General features: G+C 36.2%; 18 protein-coding genes. 14 read left to right on the top strand and 4 right to left on the bottom strand.

The annotated features are described in order from the left end of the window. The first annotated feature begins 61 nt into the window (after window positions 1-61). From H510_RS0112990 to H510_RS0112960, 7 genes are all read left to right on the top strand, one after another. Window positions 62-1,498, top strand: a complete 1,437-nt coding sequence (locus tag H510_RS0112990) for a sialate O-acetylesterase (RefSeq protein WP_036692901.1) — start codon at window positions 62-64, stop codon at window positions 1,496-1,498. Beyond that, window positions 1,499-3,796 carry a DUF5703 domain-containing protein gene (locus tag H510_RS0112985; protein WP_026904709.1) on the top strand — a complete coding sequence of 766 codons (2,298 nt, stop codon included), beginning with the start codon at window positions 1,499-1,501 and terminating at the stop codon, window positions 3,794-3,796. A 1-nt stretch (window position 3,797) separates the two neighbouring features. Beyond that, window positions 3,798-5,045: a ribulose-bisphosphate carboxylase large subunit family protein gene (locus H510_RS0112980; RefSeq protein ID WP_026904708.1), complete on the top strand. Its 1,248-nt coding sequence runs from the start codon at window positions 3,798-3,800 to the stop codon at window positions 5,043-5,045. After that, a complete protein-coding gene (locus H510_RS0112975; RefSeq protein WP_026904707.1) occupies window positions 5,042-6,415 on the top strand; it encodes a four-carbon acid sugar kinase family protein in 1,374 nt (457 codons plus the stop codon). Before H510_RS0112980 ends, H510_RS0112975 begins: the two co-directional genes overlap by 4 nt. A gap of 11 nt (window positions 6,416-6,426) precedes the next feature. Beyond that, a complete protein-coding gene (locus tag H510_RS0112970) occupies window positions 6,427-7,092 on the top strand; it encodes an aspartate/glutamate racemase family protein (RefSeq protein ID WP_026904706.1) in 666 nt (221 codons plus the stop codon). A 17-nt stretch (window positions 7,093-7,109) separates the two neighbouring features. After that, a complete protein-coding gene (locus H510_RS0112965) occupies window positions 7,110-8,390 on the top strand; it encodes a bile acid:sodium symporter family protein (protein ID WP_245584837.1) in 1,281 nt (426 codons plus the stop codon). 161 nt (window positions 8,391-8,551) lie between these two features. Then, window positions 8,552-9,622, top strand: a complete 1,071-nt coding sequence (locus H510_RS0112960) for a calcium:cation antiporter (protein WP_026904704.1) — start codon at window positions 8,552-8,554, stop codon at window positions 9,620-9,622. Window positions 9,623-9,651: 29 nt separating this feature from the next. Here H510_RS0112960 and H510_RS18915 read toward each other — a convergent pair whose 3' ends face one another. Continuing rightward, on the bottom strand, window positions 9,652-10,107 hold the full coding sequence (locus tag H510_RS18915) for a DUF1905 domain-containing protein (protein WP_036692898.1): 456 nt from the start codon (window positions 10,105-10,107) through the stop codon (window positions 9,652-9,654). A 312-nt stretch (window positions 10,108-10,419) separates the two neighbouring features. On the opposite strand from H510_RS18915, the gene H510_RS0112950 reads away from it, so the two are divergent. After that, window positions 10,420-11,070, top strand: coding sequence for a CHASE3 domain-containing protein (locus H510_RS0112950; RefSeq protein WP_026904703.1), 651 nt, complete (start codon window positions 10,420-10,422; stop codon window positions 11,068-11,070). On the opposite strand, the gene H510_RS0112945 is transcribed toward H510_RS0112950, so the two are convergent. Next, on the bottom strand, window positions 11,048-12,463 hold the full coding sequence (locus H510_RS0112945) for an ATP-dependent DNA helicase (protein WP_026904702.1): 1,416 nt from the start codon (window positions 12,461-12,463) through the stop codon (window positions 11,048-11,050). The two genes, H510_RS0112950 and H510_RS0112945, sit on opposite strands and share 23 nt — an antisense overlap. A gap of 64 nt (window positions 12,464-12,527) precedes the next feature. Between H510_RS0112945 and H510_RS0112940 the strand changes: the two genes are divergently transcribed. The 3 genes from H510_RS0112940 to coaD are packed head-to-tail and all read left to right on the top strand — an operon-like array spanning window position 12,528 to window position 14,349. Beyond that, the gene (locus H510_RS0112940; RefSeq protein ID WP_162143080.1) at window positions 12,528-13,334 is read left to right on the top strand and encodes a DUF3822 family protein; all 807 of its coding nucleotides are present in this window, start codon (window positions 12,528-12,530) and stop codon (window positions 13,332-13,334) included. Further along, a complete protein-coding gene (locus tag H510_RS0112935) occupies window positions 13,325-13,858 on the top strand; it encodes an RsmD family RNA methyltransferase (RefSeq protein ID WP_026904700.1) in 534 nt (177 codons plus the stop codon). Before H510_RS0112940 ends, H510_RS0112935 begins: the two co-directional genes overlap by 10 nt. 11 nt (window positions 13,859-13,869) lie before the next feature. Beyond that, window positions 13,870-14,349 (top strand): pantetheine-phosphate adenylyltransferase, encoded by a 480-nt coding sequence (gene coaD, locus H510_RS0112930; RefSeq protein WP_026904699.1) that lies wholly within the window; start codon window positions 13,870-13,872, stop codon window positions 14,347-14,349. On the opposite strand, the gene H510_RS0112925 is transcribed toward coaD, so the two are convergent. Continuing rightward, window positions 14,335-14,937: an NUDIX hydrolase gene (locus H510_RS0112925; protein ID WP_026904698.1), complete on the bottom strand. Its 603-nt coding sequence runs from the start codon at window positions 14,935-14,937 to the stop codon at window positions 14,335-14,337. The genes coaD and H510_RS0112925 overlap by 15 nt on opposite strands. Here H510_RS0112925 and pyrE point away from each other — a divergent pair. From pyrE to clpB, 3 genes are all read left to right on the top strand, one after another. Beyond that, the gene (gene pyrE, locus H510_RS0112920; RefSeq protein ID WP_026904697.1) at window positions 14,936-15,607 is read left to right on the top strand and encodes an orotate phosphoribosyltransferase; all 672 of its coding nucleotides are present in this window, start codon (window positions 14,936-14,938) and stop codon (window positions 15,605-15,607) included. The two genes, H510_RS0112925 and pyrE, sit on opposite strands and share 2 nt — an antisense overlap. After that, window positions 15,594-15,989 carry an orotate phosphoribosyltransferase gene (locus tag H510_RS0112915; RefSeq protein ID WP_026904696.1) on the top strand — a complete coding sequence of 132 codons (396 nt, stop codon included), beginning with the start codon at window positions 15,594-15,596 and terminating at the stop codon, window positions 15,987-15,989. The genes pyrE and H510_RS0112915 overlap by 14 nt, the downstream gene beginning before the upstream one ends. Window positions 15,990-16,173: 184 nt before the next feature. Then, complete coding sequence (gene clpB / locus H510_RS0112910; RefSeq protein WP_026904695.1) at window positions 16,174-18,774, top strand: ATP-dependent chaperone ClpB; 2,601 nt, start codon at window positions 16,174-16,176, stop codon at window positions 18,772-18,774. A 134-nt stretch (window positions 18,775-18,908) separates the two neighbouring features. Here clpB and H510_RS0112905 read toward each other — a convergent pair whose 3' ends face one another. Continuing rightward, the gene (locus tag H510_RS0112905; protein ID WP_026904694.1) at window positions 18,909-19,334 is read right to left on the bottom strand and encodes a DUF6326 family protein; all 426 of its coding nucleotides are present in this window, start codon (window positions 19,332-19,334) and stop codon (window positions 18,909-18,911) included. Window positions 19,335-19,971 lie beyond the last annotated feature (637 nt).

Below are 19,971 nucleotides of genomic sequence, written 5' to 3'. Positions count from 1 at the left end.
ACTTCTCTATACGGTACAACTTGCTTAATTTCATTAAACATAAACCAAAACGTTTTATTTAATGATGATTATACGCTTTTCAAGCTTTTTGCTTAGCTTGATTTTACTTTCTATTTCTTTATCCGCAGAAGTAAAGTTGGCCCGGATTTTTACACATCACATGGTTTTACAGCAGCAGGCAGATGTAAAGCTTTGGGGATGGGCCAAGCCAAATGAAAAACTATCAATTTACAGCAGTTGGGATAAAAAACAGCAAGCTATCAAAGCTAATAACAAAGGCGAATGGTTAGTATATTTACAAACACCAAAAGCTAGCTTTAAACAGCAGGAAATCAAGATTAAAAGCACTTCAGATGATGTAAAACTTCAAAATATTTTGATTGGTGAGGTTTGGTTATGTGGCGGCCAATCAAATATGGAAATGCCCTTGAAAGGCTTTAAAAGTCAGCCTGTTTGGGGGGCTAACGAAGCGGTACTTAAATCTTCCAATCCATATATTAGAGTATATACCGTACCCAGAGGTTCTCAATTATTACCACAAGACACCAGCAAAACTTCCTTTTGGAAGGTAGCGCAACCAGAAAGCATTGCAAATTTCAGTGCCACCGGCTATTATTTCGGCAGGCTTTTACAAGAAATGCTGCAAGTGCCAATCGGCTTAATTAATTGCAGTTATGGTGGCTCTGTTGCAGAAGCCTGGATGAGCAAACAAGCCCTTCAGGATTTTAAGGACATCAACATCCCGCAAAGGCAAGATAGTATAAAGTCTCCTAACCGTACGGCTACTTTATTATACAATGCCATGCTTAAGCCTATTATTCCTTATGCGATAAAAGGGTGTATTTGGTATCAGGGCGAATCTAACTACGAAAGACCAGACCAATACGAATCTTTATTCCCGGCTATGGTAAAGCATTGGAGAGAAGAATGGAAACAAGGTGATTTCCCTTTTTATTATGCACAAATAGCTCCTTATAATTATGCACAATTGCCTCCTTATCGTATTGGTGGCAAGTATAATTCGGCCTATATCAGAGATGCCCAGCGTAAAGCAGAAGCTAAGATTAACAACTCGGCCATGGCTGTTTTGTTAGATATTGGTGAAGAAAACAACATCCACCCCATGCATAAAGAGCCAGTTGGAACCCGCTTGGCTTTATTAGCATTGGCCCAAACTTATGACTTAAAAGGTTTCGGTTATGCTAGTCCGGCAGTAGAAAGCACCCAAATCAGCGGAAGCGTTATGACTTTAAAATTTAAAAACGCCCCTAATGGCCTAACAAGCTATGGTAAAGAGCTACAACAATTTGAAGTTGCCGGGGCCAATAAACAATATTATCCGGCGAAAGCCAGTATACAAGGCAGTACGGTTGTTGTATCTTCTCCTATGGTAAAAGAGCCTGTTGCAGTAAGGTATGCTTTTAAAGATTTTGTTGTGGGCGAACTTTTTTCTACCGAAGGCTTACCGCTTTCATCTTTCAGAACTGATGATTTTTAAATGAAAAAACAAACTTTATATAGCCTCATTTTCCTTTTAGCGTTGCAGTTAACTGCTGTTGCGCAAGATATTTCTTCTTACCACCCAGTGTGGTTTACGCAAAGTAAAAATTCAGGAGAGTCTATGCCTTGCGGAGGTGGAGATATAGGTTTAAACGTTTGGACAGAGGGAAATGACATCCTTTTTTACTTATCTAAAAGCGGTACGTTTGACGAGCATAACATGCTTTTAAAGTTGGGCAGGGTAAGAATAAAACTAAGCCCAAACCCTTTTGCTGATGGCACTTTTAAGCAAGAACTTCATTTAAAAGAGGGCTTTATTACCATTGATGGAGCTAAAGGCACAACTGTAAAAATAAGTGTAGATGTTTTTCATCCGAATATTCGTGTAGAGGTAAGAAGCAAGGAAGCCATACACACTCAATTGATTTATGAAAGCTGGCGCTACCAAGACAGGGCATTAAAAGGGAAAGGCAACAATGCCAACTCTTGGAAATGGGCACCACAAGAACCCGTTATTGTTTATGCCGATAGCATCAATTTTGAGCAAAATAATATCCTTTTTTACCATAAAAACCGTAAGCAAACTGTTTTTGATGCTACCGTTAAACAGCAAGGTTTAACCGCTATTCAAGATAGTTTATACAATCCTTTAGCGTATTTAACCTCAGGCGGAATCATCAGCGCAAGCAATATGAAAGCCAGCGGAATGCATACCGGCAAATATCTGGATACTGATTTTAAAGGTTGGAGCTTAAGTAGTATCAAAGCCAGTAAATATCAGCAAATCAATATTACTTTATACCAAGCGCAAAAGCCAGACATCAACAGCTGGAAAAATGAATTAAAAGCTGCTCAGCGTAAGGCCATTAAAGACCAGAAAGCACAAGAAAACACCATACAATGGTGGCGCAACTATTGGCAACGTTCTTATATCTACACCAAAGCTCAAGAAAATACCGAGGATTGGCAAATAGGTAGAAACTATCAGCTTTTTAGGTACATGTTGGGTTGTAATGCGTTGGGGCAATGGCCTACTAAATTTAACGGTGGTTTATTTACTTACGATCCTTCTTTAACAGATAGCACACAAAAATTTACTCCAGATTTTAGGAATTGGGGTGGTGGTACGCATACTGCTCAAAACCAAAGATTGGTGTATTGGCCCATGTTAAAATCAGGAGATTTTGATTTGATGTTGCCGCAATTTAATTTCTACCTGAATGCTATAAAAAATGCCGAGCTACGCACCCAATTTTACTGGAAGCATAAAGGCGCATCTTTTACAGAGCAATTAGAAAATTTTGGACTGCCAAATCCGGCAGAATATGGCTGGAAAAGGCCTGCCGATTATGATAAAGGAATGGAGTATAATGCTTGGCTAGAATACGAGTGGGATACCGTTTTAGAGTTTTGCATGATGATGCTAGAGCAAGAAAAATATACTGGTAAAGACATCCAAAAATACATACCTTTTATACAGAGTTGCCTAACTTTTTTTAACGAGCATTATACTTATTTAGCTATGCAAAGAGGCAGCAAAGCTTTAGATGCTGATGGACATTTGATTTTATACCCAGGTTCTGCTGCCGAGACCTATAAAATGGCTTATAATGCTAACTCTACCATAGCCGCTCTAAAAACAGTTTTAGAACGTTTACTGGCCTTGCCTGATACTTATTTATCTGCTACACAAAAAGCCCAATGGGAAACCATGTTGAAGCGTATCCCTCCTATTTCTTATCGTGTGTTAGATGGTAAAACCACCATTGCCCCAGCTAAACTTTGGGAGCGTATCAACAATACAGAAACACCTCAGCTGTATCCGGTTTACCCTTGGGGGATATTTGGACTTGGAAAAACAGGATTAGATACGGCTATCAATACTTACAAATACGACCCTGATGCGCTTAAATTTAGAAGTCATGTAGGTTGGAAACAGGATAATATTTTTGCCGCCCGTTTAGGTTTAACAGATGAAGCTTACCGCTTAACCACTTTAAAATTGAAAGACTCTGGCAGAAGATTTCCGGCCTTTTGGGGGCCAGGTTTTGATTGGACACCAGACCATAACTGGGGAGGCTCTGGCATGATAGGTTTACAGGAAATGCTGATGCAATGCGATGGAGATAAAATTATGATTTTCCCCGCTTGGCCTAAAACCAAAGATGTAAGCTTTAAACTACATGCACCCAAGCAAACCACTATTGAGGCCAGCTTAGAAAACGGTAAACTAAAACACTTGAAAGTAACACCAGAATACAGAAAAAAAGATATCATCAATTTTATTGAGCAATAATATGGAAAGAGTAACCGCACATTATTACATAGAAACACCTTTAGAGATTGAAAAAGCAGCGCAAATATTGGCTGGCGAACAATCATCAGGGACTTTTGTGGCTGTACCCGGCGAAACCGAAGAGCTAAAAAACAGATTTGCTGCCCGAGTAGAAAATATCCAATATTTAGAAACCGTAGATGAACCTGCTATTCCGGGTATCATGACTGCTGGCAAAAAATACCACAGGGCTAATTTAGAAATATCATGGTCGATAGAAAATTTTGGCTATAACCTACCGGTGATGATTTCTACCCTGCAAGGAAATTTATATGAGCTTACCCAATTTACGGGCTTAAAGCTGATGGATATAGAAATTCCGGATTCTTTTAAACAGCATTTTGAAGGTCCTGCTTTTGGTGTTGCAGGTTCTAGAGCGCTCACCCGAGTTTACGATAGACCTATGATAGGTACCATCATCAAACCTAGCATTGGCATGTCGCCAGAGCAAACCGCAGATTTGGTAAAAACTTTGGTAACTGCCGGTATAGATTTTATTAAAGATGATGAATTGATGTCGTCATCTGCCAATTCCCCTTTTGCTAAAAGAGTAGAAGCAGCAATGAGGGTGATTAATGAACATGCTGATAAAACAGGTAAAAAAGTAATGTATGCCTTCAATATCAGCAATGAGCTAGATGAGATGCAAAGAAATTACGATACCATTCTTGCTCATGGTGGTACCTGCGCTATGATTAGCTTAAATAGCGTTGGTTTAGCAGGTGTTAAGAAACTTTGCGACAATAGACAATTGTGTATCCACGGACATAGAAATGGTTGGGGAATGCTTAACCGTCATCCTTTATTGGGGATAGAATTTCCGGCTTACCAAAAGTTATGGCGCTTGGTTGGGGTTGATCAAATCCATGTTAATGGTATACAAAATAAGTTTTGGGAGTCTGACGATTCTGTGGTTAAATCAATCAAATCATGTCAGAAACCTTTGTTAGGCGGCTACGGTATTTTGCCTGTAGTATCATCAGGGCAATGGGGTGGCCAAGCACCAGAAACTTATAGGCGTACCCAAACTACCGATCTTCTTTACATGGCAGGTGGTGGTATTTTAGCGCATCCACAAGGTGCTAGCGCTGGTGTTACGGCATTAAAACAAGCATGGGAAGCAGCTGTAAATGGTCTTAGCATCGCGGAAGCGGTACAACAATATCCAGAGTTTGCCCTTTCTGTAGAAAAATTTGGTAAAAAAGCATGAGCATAACATCAAACAGATTATTGTTAGCTTTTTATGGGGATGACTTTACTGGCTCTACAGATGCGCTTGAGTTTTTGAGTAAGGCAGGTATCAAAACTATGCTTTTTATATCGGCGCCAAGCAAAACGCAATTGCAACAATACCCAGATTTACAAGCAATTGGTATTGCGGGTATGAGCAGGACCATGCATCCACAAGCTATGCAAGAAACGCTACAACCAGCTTTTGAGGCCTTAAAAGCTATCAATCCAGAGCATGTACATTATAAAGTTTGCTCTACTTTTGACTCTTCGCCAGAAAGAGGAAACATTGGTAGGGCTATAGAAATAGGCAAGGCTGTTTTTAAAACGTTAGTACCTTTAGTGGTTGCTGCCCCGGCCCTAGGCAGGTATTGTACTTTTGGTAATTTATATGCCCGTATGGGGATAGGTAGCCAAGGACAAATTTACCGTTTAGACCGCCACCCCTCTATGAGCAAGCATCCTACTACGCCAGCAACCGAGAGTGATTTACGCTTGCATCTGGCTAAACAGAGTCAGGTAAAAACTGGCTTATTTGATATTTTGGATATCGCCAAAGAAAGCAAGCAAAGAAAAGAAAAGCTTCAAGCACTTATAGCAGAAGAAAACGAAGTGGTACTTTTTGATGCTATTGACGCCACACATATGGAAAGTATTGGCGAACTGTTAGTAGATATCGCCCCTCAAGATTGTCCGCTTTTTTCTGTAGGTTCATCTGGTATAGAAATGGCCTTAGGCTTACATTGGAACAATATCGGGCGCATCAAAAACAAAGAAAATTGGCCTCAGCTTAGCGCTGTAAAGCCTTTATTGGTTGTTTCTGGCAGTTGTTCGCCCGTTACTGCACAGCAAATTAACACAGCTGTAGCCCATAGTTTTGAAGAAATTGCTTTAGATACCGTTGCCATAGCCAAACATCAAGATGAAGAAGTGAAAGATGTTATTGCTAAAGCTATTGCTTTGTTAAAAGCAGAAAAAAATGTGGTTATCCATACCAGTAAAGGTCCGGATGATGACCGTTTAGCCACTACTGGGCAAATCTTAAAACAAGATGAGCAGCTTACCTCTGCTTCACTTTTGGGCACTACATTAGGCAATATCACTAGAGCCATATTACAACAAGTAAAGCTCCAGAGACTGCTATTAGCAGGCGGAGACACTTCTAGCTATGCTGCCAGAGCTTTAGGCATAGAAGCCGTAGAAATGATAGCTCCAATGAGTCCCGGAGCTCCTTTATGCAAAGCTTATGCGCCCAACTCGCCAGCCAATGGCATTGAAATAAATTTTAAAGGCGGACAAGTAGGTGCACCCAACTATTTTGAACAAATACAATCAGGAAAAATTTCATAAGACATACATATATGCAAACTAAAACATTAGGATTAATACATACCTCTGCTACCTTGGTGCCTTTATTTCAAGGACTTTGCGAAGCCCATTTACCCCACACCAAAGTTTTTAACATGGTTGATGATAGCTTGATTAAAGATGTCATCAGCAAGGGAACACTTACGCCTGCAACGGCAAAAAGAGTAGTTAATCAGGTAGCATCGGCAGAAGCTGCCGGAGCCGATTATATTTTGGTAACCTGTTCTTCTATTGGTGCTGCGGTAGAAACAGCCGCTAGTCTTTCGCAAGTTCCGGTAATTAGGGTAGACCAAGCCATGGCAGACCAAGCTGTACAAACTGGTAAAAGCATTGGCGTTATAGCTACTCTACCTACCACTTTAGAGCCCACCAGTGATTTAGTAAGAAGAAGAGCCGTAGTTGCGGGCAAAGAAATTACTTTGGTTGCTAAGCTTTGTGATGGTGCTTTTGAAGCTTTAATGAGCGGAGATGCCACTAAACACGATGAAATGGTAGGTTCGGCATTAAAAGCATTAAGTAAAGAAGTAGATGTAATCTTGCTGGCGCAAGCTTCTATGGCCCGTGTGGTTGATGGCTTAAGTGCCGAAGATAAAATTGTACCCATATTGGCAAGCCCTGCTATTGCGATACAAGAATTGGCTAAAATCATCAACTCCTAAATAACTTTACCATGCTGATGTTACGCAAAATTTGCTTGTTCCTGGCTCTTATTGCCTTACTCTTTTTAGTTATTGGTTTAAGCTTACAAGCTCCGCATCTTTGGAAATTTGCAGCCTTAGGCCTAGCTATATCCACAGCTATTGGCATAGGTGCTTTACCTGCTTTAAAAGGCTATCAATATACCGCTTGGATTATTACGGCTGTTGTTGCCGGGATGATTTTTCCGGCCTCTTTCCAGAAATGGGGCGATTTTGATTTGCGTAACAAATGGCTCATCCTCATCGTGATACAATTGGTGATGTTTGGGATGGGCATGCACATGAGAATTTCGGATTTTACAGGCATCAGCAAAACCGGGAAAGGCATTACCATTGGCTTATTATGCCATTTTACCGTGATGCCGATTATGGGTTTTATCCTCACTAAAATATTTCATTTTGAAACTGAAATTGCTGCAGGTATCATCCTGATAGGGTCTTGCTCTAGTGGTTTGGCTTCTAACGTGATGACCTACATCGCTAAAGGTAATTTGGTACTTTCTGTTACGGTAACAGCTATCACTACCCTATTCGCTCCATTAATGACACCCTTTTTGATGAAATTATTAGCAGGTACGCTTATAGAAGTTAAATTCATCAACATGATGATGGAGATTATCAAAATTGTGATTATCCCTATCATGGCAGCCCTAATTCATGATTATTTAAAAACAGCATCTGTAAAAGAAGCCCAAAAAATAAAATTCCTTAGTATTTTGGCTGTCTTATGGTTAACAGCTCAGTCAGCTGGTTTATGGACTATTTTTAGCACTTATTTCTCTTTACCATTGTTAGAAACTATAGAAATTTTAAACTTCTTTGCTGGAGCTATCCTTGTAGGTTTTGCTTATCATCAATTAGCTAATAGGTTTAAAAATTTAGATGGGATGATGCCTTATATCTCTATGGCTGGTATTATTTATTTTACAACTGTAACCACAGCCGCCGGCAGAGATAATTTGATGCAAGTTGGCTTGATTCTATTTCTAGTAGCTGTGATTCATAACGCAGCAGGTTATTTCTTTGGCTATGTATTTAGTCGGTTATTGGGTATGGATAAACCTTCTGCCCGTACCATAGCTTTTGAAGTAGGCTTACAAAACGGAGGTATGGCTTCTGGCTTAGCTGGTACGATGGGTAAATTGGGTACTGTTGGACTTGCAGCAGCAGTTTTTAGTCCTTGGATGAATATTTCAGGCTCTATACTTGCTAATTACTGGCAATCAAAGGCATTAAAAGAAGCAGAAGAAAAATCATAGCTTCATATAACTAAGCATTTAGCTATAAAACTAAAGAATATATCTGATGTTAACATTATAAGTTTATTTTTTTGCTATCTATGTTTATAAGTTAGCTAAGGAGTAATAATCACGAATTACTATCTATTTTCTATAAAAATAAATAATTATATCTTTAAAGCATGAGACTATTCTTACAATGGACTATTTTAATCCCAACAATAGCATGGTTGCTGTTTTTTTCTGGTGCTATAGATAACAGTGCCATTACTCAGATGATTGCTAGTTTATTGCTCATTCTAAGTGTAATATCCGCGGTTCATCATTCTGAAATTATTGCACACAAGGTTGGCGAACCTTATGGTACCATCATACTAGCCATTTCTATCACTGTTATAGAGGTTTCTATCATCATATCTTTAATGGTTTCTGGCGGGCAGGAGGCCGTTTCTTTAGCTAGAGACACCGTTTACTCGGCTACTATGCTTATTTTAAATGGTATTGTTGGCCTCTGTTTGTTTATTGGTGGGTTAAAACATCATGAGCAAACATTTTCAAAACATTCTGTTACTATAGCCTTAGTATCCATAATTTCTATTATAGTTTTTACGCTGATTATTCCAACATTTACTGTTAGTGTACAAGGCTCTTATTATTCTACCCCACAACTTTTGTTTGCTTCTATAGTTTGTATCGTTATCTACGTGGTATTTTTAATGGCACAAACCAGCAGGCACAGAAACTACTTTTTAATACAAGAAAATGAAAATCACACGCATACTCCGGTTAATATCAATAAGCGCATTTTTATATTAAGTTTGATATTTCTGATTGTAAGCTTGGGCATTGTGGTACTGTTGGCAAAAACCTTATCTCCTACAATAGAACGCATCGTTATCCATCATAACTTACCGCAAAGCTTGGTTGGAGTTATTATTGCAGGAATTATTTTATTACCAGAAGGCATTGCCGCCATCATTGCAGCTAGAAAAAATAAATTACAAACCAGTTTAAATTTATCATTAGGCTCTGCATTGGCTAGTATTGGTTTAACCATACCCAGTGTTGCAGTTGTTTGCTTAATTTATGATATGAAAATTATACTGGGCTTAGATATTAAATCTATCATCCTTCTAGGGCTCTCTGTATTTATTACCATGCTTTCATTAAGTAGTGGCAGAACCAATATTGTTTATGGAGTAGTGCTTTTAGTGAATCTTTTTGCCTTTATATTTTTTATCATTTACCCTTAGTTTATGGGCATAATTAGTTGGTATAATGTTTAACTAAGTTTTTGGATGTAAAAAATAATTTTTTCCACCTGTTTATCTTCATCAGGTTGCGATAAAATATCATGAAAAATCATTTCTTGTTTTTTAGAGTCCAGTAGTTTAAATTTTTCTATAAGCTGAGCGTCTTCAAAACTTAATAATATTTGTTTGTAATCTTCTATTTTTTTTATGGTTTCCAGATACAAAGACACCTTTACTTTATCTCCGGCGTTTTTACCAATAGCTTTTCTAATTTCTTCGTTAATAGCCAAAAGTTTATCTGATTTTTTTCGGGGAGATAAGTTTTTACCGCTAATCTGAAATCCATCTATACTACCCGAAACTTTTAAAGAACCCCAACGACCTTTCAAATGTGCCGTATGAGGGATAAGCAAATGATATGTCCAAGCACCCATACCCGCTGCGTATTCTATCGTTAATTCTTCATCTTTTACTAAATAATCCATTTCTAAGCTTACTAAACTCAGAAATGTTAAGATTTGTTTAGGCTATTGGATAATTAATGAAAAGAAACATCAGTATTTTAAAAAAAATAAAACGGAATCTTTTTACAGCATTCCGTTCTAAAAACCAAACCAAACCAATATTCAAAATAATTTAATCAATATAATATATGTGCATTTATTTTTTACGCAATAAAATATGAAAGGTTGTATTTATGATAAATTTTCATGAAGAAAATGTTTTGTTTAAGTTTACATCATTAAATGTTTTAAAAAGTTAAACAAAATATCATCACTATCGTTTAATAGCATAAAATGAAAAAGAATAAAACCATTTACCTGTTAGTTGCTATTTGTGCTTGTATTATCTTATTTGATATTTTCTTACTTTTTAGGTCGTATGATGAAATCAGCAGAACTTATGAATCTGTACAAAGTAAATACGATTTTACAGTGAGCTCTTATTCCTTATTAGAGAATATTAAAGATGCAGAGTCTGCCAAAAGAGGTTATTTGCTAACAGAAAATAAGGCTTATTTAGAAAACTACTATAAAGCTAGTTTTAGGATAAATTTTGAGAAAGAAAGATTTAAGAAAATATTAGCCTACAAAGAGCTATCTCAAAATGAGAAAGAACAAATTAATCAATTACTATATCTGGTTGATCTAAAAAGTGCACAATTAAAACATGTAATTACACTAAAAACACACAATAAGAGTGAGGAGGCTATTACTTTACTAAAATCCTATAACAATATTAACTTGTTTGATAGTTTAGAAAACAATATTAAGAAAATCAATAGCCACAAAAAGTATCAAGAAATTAAAGAAAAGAAAATGATTACTGATACTAGAGAACAAACCAAATTAATATTAACATGTAGCCTTGTTTTAGTTCTTATCATTTTAATTGCTATTACTATGATTTTGCCAGAAGATAAAGCTAAGAATTGGGTTGAGTCTTGAAAAATTCATCAATAAAATTAACAAAAAACAATTCTTTAGATGCTCTGGTACAGGCTGTATAAAGCCATCTTAAAAGTTCTGTGTTTAACAACTCTGCTGTTAAATAGCCTTGGTCTACAAATACAGCAGGCCACTGCCCACCCTGCGCTTTATGGCAAGTAACAGCATAAGCAAACTTAATTTGTAAGGCATTATAATAAGGGTTGGTTTTCAACTCTTCCATCCTAACTCGCTTATTGGTTATATGCTCATAATCTTTCATCACTTCATTAAAAAACAGTTTTTGCTGCTCGTAAGGGAGATTAGGGCTTTCGCTATACAAGGTATCTAACAAAACTTTAGCCTCAATTTGATAACCTTCATCCGTACTATCTAAAATTTCTAATTGAACATCAGCAAACCTAAGACCATACATATCATGAATATTCTTAACCCTTGTAATTTTTGCGATATCTCCATTGGCAATAAAACCTCCCTTATCTTCTGGCATCCAGAAATAGTTATTTTTTACAACCATCACTAAATCTCCGCCTGTTAATTCATCTTCCCGCCAAAGTATTTGGTTTCTAATATGTTGATTATACATATTGGCATTTTTATTAGATCTGCAAACCACTAAGCAATGCTCTAATCCGTATTTATCATAAGCATAGTTTAAACCTTCAATAATTTTGTCTCCCGTCATTTTATAAACATCTTTATACCCTGTTGTTATCAGCGATGGGAAATTACTTTCTTGCTTTCTTATTTGATTTCTGATACGTGTAGCATTAAATAAGATTCCTGATTTTTGTGCTTGCCTTACAACATCTGTAAGTTCTGTATACATCAATTCTAAAGAATAAGCTTTTAAATGAGCTACTGATAAGGCTGGGCTTTCTACAGCATTTACCGGAGGTAACTGGGCAGTATCACCAATAAAGATTAATTTATTGCCTTTATCGTTGTAAACATAGCTTATCAAATCTTCCAACAAGCTACTACCGCTAAAATCGGTTTTATCATCGCTAATCATAGAAGCTTCATCCACCACAAAAAATGTGTCTTTATGGAGATTTGGAGCTAGGATAAACATTAAATCCGGAGTTCCGGCAACACGTTTACGATAAATTTTACGATGTATGGTAGATGCCTGAAGTCCTGAGTAATTAGCAATCACCTTTGCTGCTCTTCCGGTTGGTGCTAGTAATACTACTTGTCTTTTTTGCATTTTTAAAACATTAACAAATGCACTTATGATGGTAGTTTTACCTGTACCAGCGTAACCTTTTATCAGTAAAGCAATATCTGGCTGTTGGCTGGTCACAAAATCTTCTAACAATTTAAATAAAGCTAATTGCTGCTCATTAGGTTCGTGAGGAAATTTCTGACGTATGGATTGGGCTATAGACATGTTCTTCAAATTTCATAAAAATTTTGAACTCATAGATGGATTAAAAATTTTACTTTTGTTACTCATGGAAGATATCATCATTCAGTCAGCCGATTTTAATCCAGAAAATTCAAATCTTCAACAATTAGTTTTAGAGCTTGATGAAACTGGCTATCAATACGCTATTGTTCAAAATCAATCACTAAAGCTTGTAGGCTATCACCCGTCACATAGCTTTTCACACCATCATGATTTATTTAAATCAGATTTTGCACAGGTAAAAGTATCTATAATGACCAAATCTTTTACTTTTATTCCAGAATTGCATTTTAACGAGGCTATTGAGACCAAATTGAAAGCTATTATTGGTTTTGATCCTTATCAGGAAAGTGTTTTTAAACGATTGATTCCTCAAACTGATATCCATACTGTTTATACCTTTAAGCATACACAAATAGAAGAGACAAATCATTATTTGCAGGATGCTAAACTTTACCCTCAATTTATTCCGCTTTATGTGGGTGCAAAACAACTTCATGCGGAAACTTCTTATCCAGAAATATTTTTAAATTTTAAAAAGGAACATGTTGAAGTGCTTATACTAAAACAAGGCGAATTATTTTTTTACAATATTTTTGAAATTAAAAACCAGGAAGAACTCAAATATTTTTTGATGTTGATGATTCAGGAGAAGCATATCAATACCAAAGAAACCCCTCTTAAATTGAGTGGAAATATCGATAGCGGGCATGTTTATTTTAATGAAATAACACATTTATTTACGGATGTTACTTTGATAAAAAATATACCCTTTATAACTGCTGATGAAAATTTTGCGGAAGCACCATTACATCAATTTTTTTCTTTATTAAGCATGGCTTTATGCGAATAATTGGAGGTACATTAAAAGGCATCAGGTTAAATCCACCGAAAAAATTACCTGTAAGACCAACTACTGATATTGCTAAAGAAGCTCTTTTTAACATTTTAACTAACCAGCTAGAAATTAGTAATCTAAAAATATTAGACTTATTTAGTGGAACTGGTAATATTTCTTTAGAATTTGCATCCAGAGGAGCTCAGGAAATTATTGCTGTAGATAGAGCCTTTGGTTGTTACGGCTATCTAAAAGCGATAAGTAAAGATTTAAATCTTACCCAAATCAAAGCTATCAAAAGTGATGTTTTTAAGTTTTTAAATACTGAAAACCAAACATTTGATTTAATTTTTGCAGACCCTCCTTATGATTTAACCAACATCCCAGAAATAGCAAAGATTATTTTTAGCAAGCAGCTTTTAAAACCAGGCGGAATTTTAATTATCGAACATCAAAGTATGCAAAATTTAGCTCATCATCCTAACTTTACGGATGTAAGAAAATATGGTTATGCTGCATTTAGCTTTTTTACAAATTAATATTTAAAACTATGAAAATTGCCTTATTCCCTGGTTCTTTTGATCCTATTACAAAAGCCCATGTAGATATTTTAAGAAGATCTATCTCGCTGTTTGATAAAGTTTATGTTGGCATAGGATTAAACAGTAATAAACAGCCTTTAATGGAAGCAAAGCAAAGATTAGAAATGTTAAAAGCTGTTTTTAATAGCGAACCTAAAATAGAAGTAATTTCTTATGAGGGCTTAACCGTTAATTTTTGCCAAAAGATTGGTGCCTCTTATATGATTAGAGGTATTAGAACTGTGTCTGATTTTGAATATGAAAAGGCTATAGCACAAATGAATCATGCTTTAATACCCAATATAGAATCTATATTTATTTTAAGCAAACCTGGTTACTCTTCTATAAGCTCTACCATTGTAAGAGATATTTTAAGATATGGCGGTGATGTAAGCCAATTTGTACCAGCAGAAGCTCTTCCTTTTCTTCCGGCTTTAAACAATATCTAACACATCCAAGATAGAAGGATAAGTATTGGCTCTTACCAAATTCCAATCTTTTTTAGCTATCCATTTCACTTCGGTAATCCCCTCTTCTAATTGCGGAATAAGCTTTTGGTTTGATTTAGTTAACATGGTATACCAGTGAGAAACCTTTAAAACAGGCTTGCCTTTTATCTCGTAAACATGGTAAGTTTTAATCAGTTTTTTTCCCAGTTTTTTAACCACAATACCACACTCCTCCTCCACTTCTCTTACGGCAGCATCTCTTTTACTTTCATCTTCTTCCAGCTTGCCTTTGGGTAAATCCCATCTACCATTTCTTTTGATAAAGAGGTATTTACCCTCGTTACTTTCTACCAAGCCACCTGCTGCTTCAATAATACGTAAAGAACTTTTTACCTCTTTAAAAACTGCTTTAGGATGCTCTGTTAAGAGGTAAAATACAGACTGTGGATTTTTTGATAAAGACTTATAAAATTTTTCAAACTCAAAAGACTGAACATCAAGCATTTGATAATCCAAAGAATCATCCGGTTTAATAGAAGTTATAATTAACGCCTTTTGGTTTATATAAATATTGTATTTTTGAGCCATGTACAACAAAAGTGAAATCGAACAGAAAATTGCTGAATTTTTGTTGCAAATTAAAGCAATTAAATTACAACCTACTAATCCTTTTACATGGGCCTCTGGTTGGAAATCACCAATCTACTGTGATAACCGTATAACTTTATCTTATCCGGCTATCAGAACCTATATCAGACAAAAACTTTCTGAGCTGATACAAGAAGAATTTGGTTCTGTTGGAGCAATTGCAGGTGTTGCCACTGCTGGTATACCACAAGGAGCTTTAGTTGCACAAGAACTGGGGTTACCGTTTATTTATGTGCGCTCCAAACCCAAAGAACACGGTACACAAAGCTTGATAGAAGGAGAAATTAATGAAGGCCAAAGAGTGGTTGTGATTGAGGATTTAATTTCTACCGGTAAAAGTAGTTTACAAGCTGTACAAGCTTTAAGAGATGCAGGTTATGAGGTAGCAGGTTTAGTTGCTATATTTTCTTATGGTCTAGATGTATCGGTTGAAAATTTCCAGCAAGCAAAATGCCGTTTTGCAACATTATCTAACTACTCTGCTTTATTGGCTTATGCCGCAGAGCATCATTTTTTCCCGGCAACTGATTTACAATTACTAGAAGAATGGAGGAAAAATCCTTCTACTTGGGGCAAACAATTAACCAATACTACTCATGACCATATTTGAAAGCAAAACCACACTTAGTAAAAGTGTTGCAGAAGTTTATCAATTTCTTGAGGATTTAAATAATCATCAACTCTTGATGCCCGAAAACATTTATAATTGGTCTTCAACCCGAGACGAAGCTCGTTTTACGATACAAAATATGGCCAAGCTGGCCTTAAAAGTTGAAGAAAGGATAGTTAACGAAAGAATAACCATTACGCCCGCAGAAGAAGCGCCTATTGTGCTAAACTTAGTATGGTCTTTATCAGAAATTGATCATCAAACACAGGCAACACTTACTATATCTGCCGAGTTAAATATGATGATGAAAATGCTTGCCAGCGGTCCACTACAAAAACTAGCTGATTTCCAGACACAAGCACTTCAAAATAAACTGGGATAATACCAAAATTGATTTTAAAAGCGCAATAAAGGCGCTTTTTTTATGCTAAAAATTCATCCAAACTTCGCTAAAACAGCCATTATGTCTTTTAAACGCTAAAAATAAAGACATTTTTTCATGATTCTGCATGCTATCTCATTCTGGATACCTTTTTGATATGAGCATAAGCGGAGGAAATTAAATCATGAATTTCAATAATTACACCATAAAAGCACAGGAGGCTATACAAAAAGCTTCTGAAATCACACAAGGTTTTCAACAACAAGCTATAGAAAACGCTCATATATTAAAAGGTTTATTAGCTGTAGATGAAAATGTTGTAGGTTACCTGCTTAAAAAGCTTAACGTTAATATCAATAGATTAAACGAATCTTTAGACGAACAAATTGCAGCTTTTCCTAAAGTTAGCGGCTCTAACCTGTACCTATCCACAGCAGCAAATTCATCATTACAAAAAGCACAATCTTATCTGAAAGAGTTTAAAGACGAATTTGTATCTGTAGAGCATATTTTACTTGGTTTATTAGCTTCGGCAGACAAAACAGCAAGCTTACTTAAAGAGCAAGGCGTTAATGAAAAAGACTTAAAAAAAGCTATTAAAGATTTAAGAGGAGACGCAAAAGTAACTGACCAAAATGCCGAAGCCACTTACAATGCTTTAAATAAGTATGCCCGCAACTTAAATGACTATGCAGCATCAGGAAAATTAGATCCTGTTATTGGTAGGGATGAAGAAATCAGAAGAGTAATTCAAATTTTATCCAGACGTACAAAAAACAATCCTATCTTAATTGGCGAACCTGGTGTTGGTAAAACTGCTATTGCAGAAGGTATTGCCTTTAGAATCATTAAAGGCGATGCTCCAGAAAACCTAAAATCAAAGACTGTATTTTCTTTAGATATGGGAGCTTTGGTAGCAGGTGCAAAGTATAAAGGAGAGTTTGAGGAACGCCTTAAAGCTGTTGTAAAGGAAGTGACAGACAGCGACGGTGAAATTATTTTATTTATTGATGAAATACATACTCTTGTTGGTGCCGGTGGTGGCGAAGGTGCTATGGATGCCGCTAATATTTTAAAACCTGCTTTAGCCAGAGGCGAACTGAGGGCAATTGGCGCTACAACTTTAAATGAATATCAAAAATATCTGGAAAAAGATAAAGCTCTGGAGCGCAGATTTCAAAAAGTTATGGTAGACGAGCCTGATACCCAAGATGCCATTTCCATTTTAAGAGGATTAAAAGAACGCTATGAAACGCATCATAAAGTAAGGATAAAAGATGAAGCTATTATTGCTGCTGTAGAACTTTCTCAACGTTATATTTCTGATAGGTTTTTACCTGATAAAGCTATTGATTTGATGGATGAAGCTGCATCAAAATTGAGGTTAGAGATGGATTCTGTGCCAGAAGCGGTAGATGAGCTAGACCGTAAAATTATGCAGTTAGAAATAGAAAGAGAAGCTATTAAAAGAGAAAATGATGATGTTAAAGTAAAAGACCTGACACAAGAAATCAGTAATCTAAGTGCCGAGAGAGACGAACTTAAAGCTAAATGGCAGGGAGAAAAGGATTTAGTTGATGCTATTAACAATAATCTGCAAAATATAGAAAATTTTAAACTGGAAGCAGAACAGGCAGAAAGAGCAGGCGATTATGGTAAAGTAGCAGAAATAAGATACGGTAGAATTAAAGAAGCACAGGATCAGGTTGAAAAGCTTAAGCAGGAATTAGCTGGCAAAACTGCTGATAGTAGAATGTTGAAGGAAGAAGTAACTGCTGATGATGTTGCTGGCGTTGTAGCCCGTTGGACAGGTATACCTGTAACCAAACTTGTTTCAAGTGAAAGAGAAAAACTTTTACGCCTAGAAGAAGAATTACACAAACGTGTTGCCGGACAACAAGAAGCTATTGAAGCCATTTCTGATGCTATAAGAAGATCAAGAGCGGGTTTAAGCGACCAGAAAAAACCTATAGGCTCCTTTATATTCTTAGGTACAACTGGTGTGGGTAAAACAGAGCTTGCCAAAGCTTTAGCCGAGTTTTTATTTAATGATGACCAAGCGATGGTAAGAATTGATATGAGCGAGTATCAAGAAAGACATGCTGTTTCTAGATTAATTGGTGCCCCTCCGGGATACGTTGGTTATGATGAAGGCGGACAGTTAACCGAAGCCGTAAGAAGAAAACCATACGCTGTAATCTTGCTTGATGAAATAGAAAAAGCCCATCCTGATGTTTTTAATATTCTTTTACAGGTTTTAGATGATGGAAGATTAACCGATAATAAAGGTAGGCTGGTGAATTTTAAAAATACCATCATCATCATGACCTCTAACATAGGTTCTCACGTGATACAGGAAAATTTTGAACTCCTGAATGAATTAAATAGAGATGAGATTATTGCTAAAACAAAAAGTGAGGTATTTGAAATTCTTAAAAAATCTATCAGACCAGAGTTTTTAAACAGAATTGATGAGGTGATTATGTTTACCCCGCTTCATAGAGATGAAATAAAAGAAATTGTAAAATTACAATTTGTTGCCTTGCAAAAAATGCTATCAGAAATGGGGATACAAATTTCTGCATCTGAAGATGCTTTAGACTGGCTTTCTCAGTTAGGTTACGACCCACAGTTTGGAGCCAGACCTTTGAAACGTGTTATTCAAAAGAAAATCCTGAACGAGCTTTCAAAACAAATACTCGCAGGCACCGTAAGCAAAGACAGCGCAATAAAGCTTGATGTATTTGACAAACAATTTGTTTTTATCAACTCCGAGAAATCATAATCCCAGTAAATTAAATTCAACAAAGCCGGAAAATTCCGGCTTCGTTGTTTCAGAAGATATAAATTAAACAAATGGATTGGTAATAAATAAATTGAAATAAAGTCTGTTTTAGATATGTATTAGAAATTGAGAGCTTAAATACAAGGCCATTTCCACGCATAACGGATAATCAGACAAAGTAGAATAACTTGTATAACAGCACCAAGTACCATGTGAATCCAGGCCTCTCCTGCCAGATTAAACAATATTAATGGAATATTAATACCGGCAGTAACAATATTAGCCCATCGATTTACTTTAGCTGGTAGGGCAACAGAAAGAAAAATCATCAGTGTTGGAGTTATCACCATAGCGAGTGCTGCCAATAGAAACCCTTGAGTAATATCAAATATAAATACCCTCCCTGCTATCATATCTTTTAGAGAACCAGGCATGTATAAGTGAAAATAATCGAGATAGATAATTATAAACATTAAACTTGCCCAAAGTGATGCAAGTTTTAGCTTTAAATCGGGTTTGATGTCTTCTAGTTCGCTATTTATTATTTTTCCTGAGTTCATTAAATTTTTAATGTATGTTAAGCCATATTACAAAGTTAGATGGGTCGGAGCCTTATAATCGTTAACTTAAGATAAGAAATGATTTACTCTTTAGCTTTTATGTAATCTTACTTACAACAGGATGATCAGCGCTAATAAACACGTCTTAATGAGTGTGTATGTTGTATAACGGTGGGCTAATTTGTGCAGAAATGGCATTGCTTGCAGAACCATTGTCGTACCGCACTGAACTAAATAATTAACGAAAGACCAGAGTTGAACCACCGTCAGCCATTTTTGTGCAAATTTGCTGTTATGTGCCGTTATTTTAATAGAAGCTAAATCCCGTTTTAGAGTCTAATGAAGTTTTTGATAAGTCTATACATTCATACTCTAAATTGTATCCGATAATTTTTGCAGTAGTTTTAGGAGTGTCATAATTAAAATCAAGTTTTCCTATAAATGTCGCTGTTTTAGTTTTAAACAGCTTAGTTGAGTTATTCATGTAGAAAGTTTGTCTTTCTCCAATTTCAGAGCCATAGGCATCATTTGAAAGAACATCTTTTGACCTCCTCCCTATAAACTGATCAGTCTAAAGTAGAGTTTCGGGCGTATTGACCTCCTCCCTATAAACTGATCAGTCTAAAGTAGAGTTTCG

Source organism: Pedobacter glucosidilyticus DSM 23534 (assembly GCF_000425145.1).
GTDB classification, from domain to species: Bacteria; Bacteroidota; Bacteroidia; order Sphingobacteriales; family Sphingobacteriaceae; genus Pseudopedobacter; species Pseudopedobacter glucosidilyticus.
Note: the sequence above shows the minus strand (reverse complement) of the source record. Positions and strands in the feature narration are given on the sequence as shown.